The 13,317-nt window shown below is 31.2% G+C and carries 13 protein-coding genes; 2 read left to right on the top strand and 11 right to left on the bottom strand.

The window, feature by feature from the left end; genetic code table 11:
• Positions 1-453: a GAF domain-containing protein gene (locus AB2B44_RS07545; protein WP_369048992.1), complete on the top strand. Its 453-nt coding sequence runs from the start codon at positions 1-3 to the stop codon at positions 451-453.
• Between the two features lie 9 nt (positions 454-462).
• Here the strand turns inward: AB2B44_RS07545 and AB2B44_RS07540 are convergent, their stop codons facing one another.
• Together AB2B44_RS07540 and AB2B44_RS07535 are read right to left on the bottom strand one after the other, a co-directional pair.
• Positions 463-993 carry a DUF4136 domain-containing protein gene (locus tag AB2B44_RS07540; RefSeq protein ID WP_369048961.1) on the bottom strand — a complete coding sequence of 177 codons (531 nt, stop codon included), beginning with the start codon at positions 991-993 and terminating at the stop codon, positions 463-465.
• A 58-nt stretch (positions 994-1,051) separates the two neighbouring features.
• Complete coding sequence (locus tag AB2B44_RS07535; protein WP_369048960.1) at positions 1,052-2,014, bottom strand: M28 family peptidase; 963 nt, start codon at positions 2,012-2,014, stop codon at positions 1,052-1,054.
• Between the two features lie 73 nt (positions 2,015-2,087).
• Here AB2B44_RS07535 and kdsA point away from each other — a divergent pair, with 73 nt between their 5' ends.
• A complete protein-coding gene (gene kdsA / locus AB2B44_RS07530) occupies positions 2,088-2,906 on the top strand; it encodes a 3-deoxy-8-phosphooctulonate synthase (protein WP_369048991.1) in 819 nt (272 codons plus the stop codon).
• A gap of 25 nt (positions 2,907-2,931) precedes the next feature.
• Here kdsA and AB2B44_RS07525 read toward each other — a convergent pair whose 3' ends face one another.
• The 9 genes from AB2B44_RS07525 to AB2B44_RS07485 form a co-directional block, all read right to left on the bottom strand.
• Positions 2,932-4,209, bottom strand: a complete 1,278-nt coding sequence (locus AB2B44_RS07525) for an ATP-binding protein (RefSeq protein WP_369048959.1) — start codon at positions 4,207-4,209, stop codon at positions 2,932-2,934.
• A gap of 306 nt (positions 4,210-4,515) precedes the next feature.
• Positions 4,516-5,598, bottom strand: a complete 1,083-nt coding sequence (locus AB2B44_RS07520; protein ID WP_369048958.1) for a chorismate mutase — start codon at positions 5,596-5,598, stop codon at positions 4,516-4,518.
• Between the two features lie 19 nt (positions 5,599-5,617).
• A complete protein-coding gene (locus AB2B44_RS07515) occupies positions 5,618-6,466 on the bottom strand; it encodes a prephenate dehydrogenase (protein ID WP_369048957.1) in 849 nt (282 codons plus the stop codon).
• Entirely contained in the window at positions 6,463-7,605 is a 1,143-nt protein-coding gene (locus AB2B44_RS07510; RefSeq protein WP_369048956.1) for a pyridoxal phosphate-dependent aminotransferase, read from the bottom strand. The genes AB2B44_RS07515 and AB2B44_RS07510 overlap by 4 nt, the downstream gene beginning before the upstream one ends.
• On the bottom strand, positions 7,602-8,426 hold the full coding sequence (locus AB2B44_RS07505; RefSeq protein ID WP_369048955.1) for a prephenate dehydratase: 825 nt from the start codon (positions 8,424-8,426) through the stop codon (positions 7,602-7,604). The genes AB2B44_RS07510 and AB2B44_RS07505 overlap by 4 nt, the downstream gene beginning before the upstream one ends.
• Before the next feature lie 301 nt (positions 8,427-8,727).
• A complete protein-coding gene (locus tag AB2B44_RS07500) occupies positions 8,728-9,552 on the bottom strand; it encodes a thymidylate synthase (RefSeq protein ID WP_369048954.1) in 825 nt (274 codons plus the stop codon).
• A 205-nt stretch (positions 9,553-9,757) separates the two neighbouring features.
• On the bottom strand, positions 9,758-11,479 hold the full coding sequence (locus AB2B44_RS07495) for a NupC/NupG family nucleoside CNT transporter (protein ID WP_369048953.1): 1,722 nt from the start codon (positions 11,477-11,479) through the stop codon (positions 9,758-9,760).
• Positions 11,480-11,491: 12 nt separating this feature from the next.
• The gene (locus AB2B44_RS07490) at positions 11,492-12,097 is read right to left on the bottom strand and encodes a bifunctional nuclease domain-containing protein (protein ID WP_369048952.1); all 606 of its coding nucleotides are present in this window, start codon (positions 12,095-12,097) and stop codon (positions 11,492-11,494) included.
• 251 nt (positions 12,098-12,348) lie between these two features.
• The gene (locus AB2B44_RS07485; protein ID WP_369048951.1) at positions 12,349-13,305 is read right to left on the bottom strand and encodes an electron transfer flavoprotein subunit alpha/FixB family protein; all 957 of its coding nucleotides are present in this window, start codon (positions 13,303-13,305) and stop codon (positions 12,349-12,351) included.
• Positions 13,306-13,317: the final 12 nt, after the last annotated feature.

Genomic DNA, 13,317 nt, shown 5'->3' with positions numbered 1-13,317 from the left:
ATATACTTGAAACAGATTAAAGCATATTTAAATACTATTTTTAATTCTACTACTTCTACCGAAGAAAAACTACAAGCTATTTGTAATTACTTAAAAACAGAAGTACCGTATTACGATTGGGTAGGTTTTTATTTTAAAAATGGAGACAAAAAAGAATTAAAACTAGCGCAGTATGCTGGTGAAGAAACTGAACACGTTATTATTCCGTTTGGTAAAGGTATTTGTGGGCAAGTAGCTGTTAGTAACAAAAATTTTGTAGTACAAGACGTTAGCAAACAAGACAATTATATTTCTTGTGGTTGGAAAGTAAAAAGTGAAATTGTAGTTCCTATTTTTATTAATGGTAAAAACGTTGGACAAATTGATATTGACTCGCATACCGCTAATCCGTTTACAAAACAAGACGAAGAACTATTAGAGTACGTTTGCCAAAAAGTGGCTGCTATTTTATAAAAACAAACTTTATTTAGAAGTCTTTTTGGGCGGATACCCCATTATCATTTTAGAAATAAGATTTTGATAAAACGCTGTTTTTTCTTCAGGGCTGGCTTCAGAATTTATCTCTGTTTTTGATACACTTTGCCAAAAAAGCTGATCCGTTTTGTTTGTCACAAAATCTATCGTTAAAGATTGAGTTATTTGTTTACCTCCAATAGGTATACCGCCAGAAATACCAAAACCAACATTACCTCCACCTCCTCCAACTCCAATCCCTACAGTATTTCTACTTTCTTCTTTAAATGATTTCGTAAGAAAATTAACATAAAAATCAGGGTTTTCAGCATCTCTTTTAATGCCTTTACCCAACAAATTAGTTACTATAGACGATGCTATACGTTTTTTATCAAACTCATTCAACTCTTTACCTGCATCTTGAAAAAAATCGAAAGTTTTATATTGATTAAAATTGGCTTCAGTATCGTAATCATAAAAAATTTTAGGCGACGAACATGCTACAACAAATAACAATAAAAAATATTTTATATACTTCACATTATTCTATTTTAACTTTCTTAAACAACAAAAACTATTCCTTTTTTAATGGACGATGTTATTTTTCCATCGTAATTCTAGTAGGCGTATCTACACCGCTAACAATACTTTCAATACCCTTAGCCACCGCTTGTATGGTTTGAGTAATTACGGTTATATTTAATGTTTCAGCTTCATCTGAAACCTTATGATAATCTTTATCTGTATCAATAGGCGAAGTAGAAAAAGTGTGCGACGGCACCCCTAAACGAGCTAAAGAAGCATTATCTGACCTAAAAAACAACCTATAATTAGGGTACGGATCTGGAAAAAGTTGATATCCTGTTCCTTTTAAATTTTTTTGAATTATTTTACCAAAAGTAGACCTGTTAAAACCTGTTAACCAAGCTGTTTTAGGACCAAAAGTAGGGGTTTTACCAATCATTTCTAAATTAATACCTGCAACAAACTTAGCAGCATCAATTCCTTTTCCAAAATATTTAGACCCAATCAATCCCATTTCTTCTGCAGTAAAACACACAAATAAAATAGTGCGTTGGTTTAGCTTATTTTTAGCAAAATAATCGGCTAGCGCTAATACACCTGTTACACCAGAAGCATCATCATTAGCTCCATTAAAAATGCGATCACCTTCGCCATCTTTTTTCATTCCTAAATGATCGTAATGAGCTGAAATAACTACATACTCATTTTTTTTTGATGTGCCTTCTAAAACACCAATGATATTACTCATTTTGATACCATTATATTCGAAATTTTGACGATACGTAGGTAAATTTTCATAGGGTAACAACCCTATTTTTTTATATTCATTTTCAATATACTGAGCTGCTTTTTCAATACCTTCTGTACCAGGCTTTCTACCTTGCATTTTATCTGAAGCTAAAGTATATAAGTGTTTTTTTACAACAGTTGAATCAATCGTACTCTTTATACTATTGCTCTTACTACTTGCTTTTTGTGTTTCTTTACATGAAAAAAGCATTAATAATACACCAAAAAATAATATATATCCCTTCATTTTTATTATCTGTTTTTAAAAAGCTAAATATAGCTAATTTAATTTCGTAATTTTGTTGAAATTTTCTTACACGATGAGCTTAACCGATATTAAAAACATAAAACACACTAATTCTAATAACTTTTTTTTACTAGCAGGTCCTTGTGCTATTGAAGGAGAAGATATGGCAATGCGAATTGCTGAAAAAGTAATTTCTATCACTGATAAATTAGAAATTCCATATATTTTTAAAGGTAGTTTTAAAAAAGCAAATCGTAGTAGAATTGATAGTTTTACGGGTATTGGTGATGAGAAGGCTTTAAAAATTTTACGTAAGGTTTCTGAAACTTTTAAAGTGCCTACAGTAACCGACATACATGAGGCTTCAGATGCTGAAAAAGCAGCAGAATATGTAGATGTATTACAAATTCCTGCGTTTTTAGTACGTCAAACTGATTTGGTAGTTGCCGCTGCTAAAACAGGAAAAGTGATTAACTTAAAAAAAGGACAATTTATGAGCCCAGAGTCAATGCAACATGCCGTGCAAAAGGTACATGATGCAGGCAATAATAAGGCATGGATAACTGATAGAGGTACTATGTTTGGCTATCAAGATATGATTGTTGATTTTCGTGGAATTCCTACCATGCGCAAATTTGCCCCTACTATTTTAGATGTTACCCACTCGCTACAACAACCTAATCAATCTAGCGGAGTTACTGGCGGACGCCCCGATATGATTGAAACTATTGCTCGTGCTGGAGTGGTAAATAATGTTGATGGCTTGTTTATTGAAACGCATTTTAACCCCGCTAAAGCTAAAAGTGACGGCGCTAACATGCTTCATCTTGATTATTTAGAATCTTTACTTACTAACTTGGTCGCCATTAGAAAAACCATTACAGCACTATAAACAAAAACTCTATATAAATTACGTTTTAAACAGGTATGGTAAAATAAAAAGTGGTTCCTTTATCAATTTCACTTTTTAACCATACCTCTCCATCCATAGTGTTTATTATTTTTTTTACCAAAGCTAACCCCACCCCCATTGAGTCTTTTTTATCTTTTTTTTCTAATTTTTGAAATAGTTTAAAAATTTTTTCGAAATATTTTTCTTCAATACCAATACCATTATCTTTAACCGAAAACTGGTGAAAACCATCAATTAAATTATACTTTATATCAATAAATATTTTTTCTTTATTATTGTATTTGATAGCATTTTGTATTAAATTTTGAAATACTTGTATGAGTTGAAATTTATGTCCTTCAACTGCAGGAAAAACACCATGTTTTGTAACTATACATTTATTATGCGAATTTGATTTAACCAAACTACATACTATTTGGTTTAAATCAACTTTTTCTTTAGGGCTTTCTTGTTTATCTTGAAGTGAATAGTTTAAAATACCATTCACCAACAATTCCATATGCGAGGTCTGTTCTTTTATTAAATCTAAATTATCGTGAATGCTTTTAGAAAAAGTAGTGTCGTTATCCTCTATTAACCACTGGGTTATGGCATAAATATTTCGTATCGGACTTTTTAAATCGTGTGAAATAACATAAGCATACTCTTCTAGCTCATTATTTTTTTTTGTTAAAACATTTGTTCTAACTTCTAAATCTTTAGTTCTTAACTTTATTTTTTTTTCTAAATCTAAGTTATTTTGAAGTAGTGATTTTTGATATCGAATAGAACTATTTATAATAATAAAAGAAAAAAGAAAAATAGTTGACATTGAAACTAATATAGCTTCTTTATCTATATAATTTAATTCAGGTATATTTAACCTTAAAAAAACATGTATCAAAGAAGAAGCGCTAAATAGTATAATTAAAAACCGATCTTTTAATAATAAAATAGAACCAAAAACAGTAACATATGTACCTAATAAATAATCTAAACTAAAATAATTACTGGCTGTTGTATGAATTAAGTAATGTGTAAACAAAAACATAACTGCAAATACAAACCAACCATAATTACTTAGTTTTTTTTTATCGATAATAAATGGCAATATACCAACGATAAAAAATAAAAGTCCAAAAAATTCTCTAGCACCACCAACTTCTTTTATAGCAGGGTTTATTCCATGTATTATCATGGAATAAATTATTAATCCTGGACTTATTAAAAGACATATTATACCTGCATTTTTAATTTCAAAATCTTCTAACTTTCCAATTTTTTTTATTCTATCTAAAATCATTAGAGGTGCAATAATTTAAACGGAAAATTAATTGTTTTTTAAAAAAAACTTAAATCACTTCTATAAAAGCCTATTTATTTGTAGTTGAAATGCAGTTATGTGTAGATAAACAAAAACTAGGTTTAGTTTTTTAACTGCATTGTTTAAAATATTTTTTTAAGTAAAACACTTAAAAAAATATAACAAAATTAGTATCCCTATTTATACATTTCTGTATTACAGGAGTAGCTAAAAAATTATTGAATTTTGTTTTAATAAACCTTTCGAGTTAAAAAACCCGAAAGGTTTATTTATTTGGTAAAAAAATTATCCTTTAATAATTTTTTCTTGGTGATTAATACTTTCTTGGTGAATTGCTTTAAACATTTTTAATACAAATTCTTCGCTTAAACCTCTACTTTCACCTTCTAAAATCATGTTTCCTAAAATTTCATTCCAACGTTTCGATTGTAAGACAGCAACATTTTTATCTTTTTTTAATTCACCTATTTTATCAGCCACCTTCATTCGTTTACCTAAAACTTCTATCAACTGATTGTCAACAACATTAATTTGCGCTCTTAAATTATCTAAAGATTCTGTGTAATTTGCTTCACTATCGGTAGCTTTTCTAACCCTTAAATCTTTCATAATTTGCTTTAACATATTTGGCGTAACTTGCTGTGCTGCATCACTCCATGCGTTATCTGGATCAATGTGAGTTTCAATCATTAATCCATCAAAATTTAAATCTAAAGCGGTTTGAGATACATCAAAAATCATATTTCTATTACCTGTTATGTGAGAAGGATCGCATATTAATGGTAAGTCTGGAAATTTGTTTTGAAATTCAATTGCTAATTGCCATTCAGGTATATTTCTATATTTCGATTTTTCGTAGGTAGAAAATCCTCTATGAATAGCTCCCAAATTTTTAACTCCTGCGGTATATAAACGCTCTATACCTCCAAGCCAAAGGGCTAAATCAGGGTTTACTGGGTTTTTTACTAATACTATTTTATCAGTTCCTTTTAACGCATCAGCAATTTCTTGCATAATAAATGGTGATACAGTAGATCGCGCACCAATCCATAACAAATCAACATCGTTCTCCATTGCTAATTCTACATGATTTTTATTAGCAACCTCAGTACAGGTTTTCATACCTGTTTCTTCTTTTACTTTTTTCAACCATTTTAACCCAAGTGTGCCTACACCTTCAAAATTACCTGGACGCGTTCTAGGTTTCCAAATTCCCGCACGATAATAGTTTACATCAGAATCTTTTAATTCGTGTGCAATTTTTAAAACCTGCTCTTCGGTTTCTGCACTACAAGGCCCTGCTATTACTAGTGGATGTGGCAAATTCATATCATCCAACCATGTTCTTAATTCTTTTGTATTCTCCATTTTAATAATTATTATGGCATTAATGTATGCCGTTTAAGATTTGTTTTATATAATTGGTATTTTGCATTTCATTATAAATTTCTAAGAAATTATCTTGTTGCATTAACTCTTTAAAAGAAGTTAGATTATTAATATACTCTTCTAAAGTTTTTATTACGTTTTCTTTATTTTGTTTAAAAATAGGTGTCCACATAGCTGGTGAACTTTTTGCTAATCGAACGGTCGAAGAAAAACCACTACCCGCCATATCAAAAATATCACGTTCATTTTTTTCTTTTTCAATAACTGTTTTACCCAACATAAATGAGCTGATATGCGATAAATGTGACACATAAGCAATATGCTCGTCATGCATTTTTGGATCCATATATCGAATACGCATTCCTATTTTTATAAATATATCAAGGGCTTTTTCTTGCAGCTTAAAAGCTGTTTTTTCTACCTCGCAAATAATATTGGTTTTCTTTTTAAACAATCCTTTTAAAGCGGCTTTAGGCCCTGAAAACTCGGTTCCTGCTATTGGATGCGTTGCTAAAAAATTTCTGCGTTTTGGATGATTTTTAAGCACATCGCATATTTTAAATTTTGTAGAGCCCACATCAATAACTACGGCATGTTCTTTAACAAGATCTAAAATTTCAGGAATTACCGTTAGCTGCACATCTACTGGAATAGCTACAATAACTATATCTGCCTTTTCTATATCGGTAAAACTTGCTTTTTGATTAATTATACCTAAATCTAACGCTTCTTGTAAATGTGCTTCATTTTTATCAACACCATATACAACCGCTTTAGGATAATGCTCTTGAATATCAAGAGCTAAACTTCCTCCTATTAATCCTAAACCAACTACAAATACGTTCATATTCTACTTATTGCTTCTTCTATTTTTTCTTCAGGAACACATAACGAAAACCGAATATATCCTTCACCTCTCGAACCAAAAATAGTTCCTGGTGCGATAAAAATATTTTTATCATACAGTAATTCATCAACCATTTTTTCTGATGTTTTACCCTCTGGTAATTTTGCCCAAACAAACATTCCTGCTGTATTTTCATTAAACGTACAGTTTAACTTTTTGGCTAACTGCCACACTAACGCTCTTCTTTTCTGATATACGGTGTTAATTTTTTTAAACCAATCATTTGATTCTTGTAAAGCAGCTATAGCCCCTTTTTGAATGCCGTAAAACATTCCTGAATCCATCTGCGTTTTTACTTTTAAAATTTGATTTAAAAAATCAGCTTTACCTAATAACATACCCACACGCCAACCAGCCATGTTAAATGTTTTGCTTAACGAGTTTAACTCTAATGCAATATCTTTAGCTTCTTGTATTTGTAAAATACTTTGTGGCTCATTATTTAGTATAAAACTATACGGATTATCATTTACAATAATTATATGGTGTTTTTTACCAAAGGCTATTAGTTGTTTATATGTTTCTAGGGTTGATTTTGCCCCAGTTGGCATATGCGGATAATTTACCCACATTAATTTTACTTTCGATAAATCTTGCTTCTCTAATTCAGAGAAATTAGGTTGATAATTTTCTGACTCCTGTAAATTATAATATACAGGGGTTGCTCCTACCAATTTGGTTACAGAGGTATACGTTGGATACCCTGGATTGGGAATTAACGCTTTATCGCCTTCGTTTAACAATGCTAACGAAATATGCATAATACCCTCTTTACTACCCATTAAAGGTAATATTTCGTTGGTTGCGTTTAATGATACTTTAAAATTATTATCGTAAAATGTAGCAACAGCTTCTCTAAACTCAGGCAATCCTTGATAGCTCTGGTATTTATGTGCCGTAGGGGCATTTAAACCCTTAGATATTGCATCAATTACTGATGTTGGAGGATATAAGTCAGGGCTTCCAATACCCATATTAATTATGGGTTTTCCTGATACCGCTAACGCACTAACTTCTCGTAATTTTTTTGAAAAATAGTATTCTTCAACCGTCTGTAAACGACTTGCAAATTGTATCATATTCTTCCGTTTTTATATTCTCCCAATATTTTAAAATCTTCTGCCATAATTGCTACAATTGATTTTGCTTTAGCATAATCTTCGTATGCATTAAAGGTAACATCTACAAAAAAAGCATATTTCCAAGGGGTTTCTATTTTAGGCAACGATTGTATTTTAGTTAAGTTCAATTTACAATCACTCATTACATTTAAAACCGCAGCCAAGCTACCTCTTTTATGATCTAATTCAAACTTTAACGATGCTTTATCAATTTGATCAATACCATTTTTGGGCTGGCTTGTTTGCAAAAAAACAAAACGAGTGGCATTATTTTTTATGGTTTGAATTCCGTCTTCTAGAACTTCTAAGCCAAAAATATCAGCCGCTATTTTTGGAGCAATAGCCGCTACACCTTTTAAATTTTGTTCTTTAATTCGTTTTGCAACACCGGCTGTATCGGTATCTTCTATTAATTTTATATGCTCGTATTGTTTAAAAAATTCTTTACACTGTAATAATGCCATTGGGTGAGAACAAACCTCTTTAATATCGGCTATGGTTTGACCTGGAAGAGCCATTAAATGATGATGAATATTTAAATAATACTCGCCCGAAATGTATAAATTATACTTATCTATTAAAGCATAATTAGGTATAATAGACCCCGCAATGGTATTTTCAATAGCCATAATAGCTTGTTCGCTTGTATGCCTGACTAGACTATCTACTAATGCATCAAACGACAAATATTCGTACAACTCAATGTCTGCGCCATAGTAATTTTGCGCAACAATATGATGATTACTTCCTTGAATACCTTGTATGGCTACTTTTTTCATTTTTGTTTTAAAAAAAAAAGTCTCGATAATCGAGACTTTATAATAATGTATTTCTAGCTTACAATACGATACAAAGTCTCTACCCTTTATTAAAAAAATAAAAGAAAAAATAGAAACCTTGATAAGCGTTTTGCAACATAATTATAATTGACTTTTTTACAGGCAGCAAATCTTGAAAATATATTTTATATATGCAAATATATAAGCAACTTTTTTAACGATTCGTTTTAATTATTGTTATGGGGCTTATTTTTTATTATTTATCGTATTTAAATTTAAACAAACCCTATTAAAACACCGTTTACACCGCAACTCTTCCTTTTATATGTGGATGTGGATTGTAATCAATTAGTTCAAAATCTTCAAATGTAAAATCTTCAATATTTTTCACCAAAGGGTTTATCTTTATTTTTGGAAGCGGTCTCGGGTCACGAGATAATTGTAATGTCAATTGCTCCATATGATTACTATATATATGAGCATCACCAAAGGTATGAATAAACTCTCCTGGTTGATACCCACAAACCTGAGCTACCATTATTGTAAAAAGTGCATAACTAGCAATATTAAAAGGTACGCCTAAAAAAATATCAGCACTTCGTTGATAGAGTTGGCACGACAATTTACCATCGGCTACATAAAATTGAAAAAAAGCATGGCAAGGAGGTAAAGCAGCTTTACCATTTGCAACATTATCTGCAAATGATTTTGAAGTATCTGGCAATACTGAAGGGTTCCATGCTGAAACTAACATTCTTCTACTATTGGGGTTGTTTTTTAACGTTGCAATAACCTCTTGTAACTGGTCGATTTCATCACTATTCCAGTTACGCCATTGATGACCATAAACAGGCCCTAAATCGCCATTTTCATCTGCCCATTCATTCCAAATTCGCACACCATTTTCTTGTAAATATTTAATATTGGTATCGCCTTTTATAAACCATAACAACTCATAAATAATAGATTTTAAATGTAATTTTTTAGTGGTTACCATCGGAAAACCTTCATTTAAATCAAATCGCATTTGATAACCAAAAACACTTTTGGTTCCCGTGCCTGTTCTATCTTCTTTTACGTTTCCATTTTCTAAAACGTGTGCAACCAAATCTAAATATTGTTTCATTATTTTAACTCTTTTTAGTTTAAAAATTACTGATGTAAAACAGGTAATAAAAATAAAAAAGCAACGATTGTTTTTTAGTGCTTTTTTATAAATTATATCAATAAGTTATTAACTTTTTTCAACGTCTTTTTTTAGGTTAAAAACATAAAAAACACAACTTATCGGGGTTTGTTTAAAACTACAAAAACTATACAACTTCATTTTATCACCCAATAATTATCCCTGCAATGGTAGCCGACATTAACGAGGCTATAGTACCTCCTATTAAAGCTTTCATGCCAAATTCTGACAAATTTTTTCGTTGTTTCGGAGCTAAAGAGCCTATACCTCCTATTTGAATACCTATAGAAGCAAAATTAGCAAACCCACATAGCATATAAGTTGCCATTATAATTGATTTATTAAATAATAAATGAGAGGCAGAAGCTACGTTTTTTAATTCGGCCAACTGAATATATGCAACAAATTCACTTGCTACCAACTTAACCCCTAATAATTGCCCCATCAACGCAATATCTTGTTTAGCTACACCTATTAGCCACATTAACGGGGCAAAAAGATAGCCTAAAATTGCTTCTAGCGAAAGTTTTGCATACGAGGTGTTTTGTGCCATCCAAGTATTTATAGAAGTAAGCTCTCCAAACCAATCTAAAATTCCGTTTAGCATAGCTATAAAAGCAATAAACACAAGCAACATTGCTGCAACATTCATAGCTAATCGTAATCCATCAGTAGTGCCATTAGCAATAGCATCCAACACATTAGAGCCTATTTTTTCTGATAAAACAGTTACATCTGTATTTATTTTTTCTGTTTGCGGATACAATATTTTAGAAATAACAATAGCCCCAGAAGCCGCCATAACAGATGCCGCTAATAAATGTTTTGCATATAATAACCGTAAAGCCGCATCATTACCTCCTAAAAAACCTATATAAGCTGCTAGAACTGCACCCGCAACTGTTGCCATACCTCCTATCATTACCAGAAGTATTTCAGATCGGTTCATTTTTTCTAAATAGGCTTTAATTAATAACGGAGCTTCTGTTTGCCCTAAAAAGATATTTCCTGAAACCGACAAACTTTCTGCTCCTGATATTTTTAATGATTTAGATAATAGCCATGCTAAAGATTTTACAACTTTTTGAATTATTCCGAGATAAAACAACAGCGAGGTTAAGGCTGAAAAAAATATAATAGTAGGCAATACTTGAAAGGCAAAAATAAACCCAAAAGAATCCATATTATTAACCAACCCACCAAATAAAAATTCGCTCCCTGCTCTAGAAAAGTCTAACACACTTACAAACAACCCTCCAACCCATTCAAATGCTCTTTGTACAAAAGGGACTTTTAAAACCCCAATTGCTATTAACACTTGAAAAGTTAACCCTAAAATAACCGTTTTCCAATCAATTGATTTACGATTTGCACTAAACAAAAAAGCTAGTAACAATAAAACTACCATACCTAGCACACCTCTCCAAAGACTATATATTGAAAATCCTTGACTAGGAATTATTTTACTAGATTTAGTAGTTGTTTGATTTACACTATTTTTTACTTTAGCTTTAGTTAACCCTTCTTTTTGTATTTTAAATTTATAAAGTAAGTTATTTTCAGATAATACGAGACTATTATTGGTTAAAGCAACTATATTGTAATAACGTACCGTGTCTTTTGGCTGACTACTTTTTAAAAGCAATAAATTATTTTGACGAATATAACTACCTGAGTAATTTAAACTATCAGATGTATATTTAAATTGACCATCGGTTAGCTCTAGTATATTGTTTTTACCTTTCAAAGCAACAGGTGTTCCATCCATTTTCTCAATCGTAGAAAAACACCACTGTTGTTCTATGTTTTGCGAAAATGTTACAATAGACAGCAATAAACAAAAAGCAAATCCAATTGTTTTTTTCATAGCCAAGATAGCTTAAGAACGCCTATCAATCTCGTCACGTAACCTTGCAGCTAATTCATAATTTTCTGTAGCTACAGCTTCATTTAATTTAATGTGTAATTCTTTTAAAGATAATCGCGTATAATCTTTTTTAGTAGATTTTTCTTCTATTTCTACTTCAATTTCTTCAGGCTCTACCTCCTCTTTAATAGATGATTCTTCTTCTATTTTTAAATAAATACCTGCTTTATCTAAAATATTTTCGTAAGTATATATGGGTGCATTAAATCGAACAGCTAAAGCAATAGCATCTGAAGTACGGGTATCTATTATCTCTTCTATGCCCTCTCGCTCACATATTAAACTTGAAAAAAAAACACCATCTACCAACTTATGAATCACAACTTGTTTTATTTTTATTAAAAATCGATCAGAAAACGTTTTAAATAAATCGTGTGTTAAAGGTCTTGGCGGACGAATTTCTTTTTCTAAAGCAATTGCAATTGATTGCGCTTCAAAAGCGCCAATAATTATGGGTAGTGTACGGGTTCCATCAACCTCACTCAACACTAACGCATAGGCTCCACTTTGTGTTTGGCTGTACGAAATTCCTTTTATAGTTAGTTTTATTAAGCTCATAAATATTGTAAAAAAAAATAACAAAAGATTGTCTATACTTTTATCTCTATAAACAATCTCTTCTTTTGTTGTACAATTTAAAAAAAATTACGGGTTAAGAAAGTATTATCTTTTTAATTTTAATCCGAAAAAATTTTACAAAAGTCCAAATTGCAGCAATGCAGCCCTTTTAAACTAGTGCATTTTACCTAAAAACAAAGTTAGTTCTTTTAATTTTAAATATTTCTGTTTTATAAGATTATTAAAAATAATTACGACTGTTTAAATATTTTTAATTTTTCTATCAACTTAGGCACTATTTCAAAGGCATCACCCACAATACCATAATCAGCGACTTTAAAAAAGGGTGCATCAGGATCTATATTAATTACCACTTTATATTTAGAGGCATTAATTCCTGCTAAATGTTGAATAGCTCCCGAAATTCCAATAGCAATATACAAATTAGCTGCGACAGGCTTACCTGTTTGCCCTACATGTTCGCTATGAGGACGCCATCCTAAATCAGACACTGGTTTAGAGCAAGCAGTTGCAGCACCTAAAACGTCAGCTAATTCTTCTATCATACCCCAATTTTCAGGTCCTTTTAACCCTCTTCCTGCCGAAACAACTATATCTGCATCGGCAATGGTAACTTTACCTGTAGTTTTTTCAATTTTTTCTGATTTTACTTTTATTTCTGGTAGTGTAGCTGTAAAGCTTTCCGTTGCTCCTGAAACTAAATTTTCGTGTTTTCCATACGAATTTTTAGCTACTCCAATTACCTTTTTATCGGTAGAAAGTACCGTGTTAGCAAAAGCTTTGTTCGAAAACACTTTTTGCTTTACTGTAAAAGGTGCTACACTGCTGGGTAGCTCAACTACATTCGACACATACCCCGCGTCTAAAGCAACTGCAATCATTGGTGCAATATACAAACCATCTATACTAGAATCAACTACTATAGTTTTAGAGTCTTGTTTTTCAGCTACTTGTTGAATTATTGAAGCATATGCTTTTGCATTAAAGGTAGTTAATTTTGTTTCGTTTACCTCAATTACTTTTTCAGCTCCATAAGTAAACAATACTGAAGAATCTGAAGCATTAATGGTTAGTACTGTAAGTGTTGTACTTAATTGTTCGGCAAGTTTTTTCCCATACGAAACTACTTCGAACGCTGTTTTTTTAAATTTTCCTTCCGATGAGTCGGCAAAAACTAATACAGACATAATATTTTTATT

The organism is Tenacibaculum sp. UWU-22 (assembly GCF_041021355.1).
Lineage (GTDB): Bacteria > Bacteroidota > Bacteroidia > Flavobacteriales > Flavobacteriaceae > Polaribacter.
This window is presented reverse-complemented; position numbering and strand designations above follow the sequence as displayed.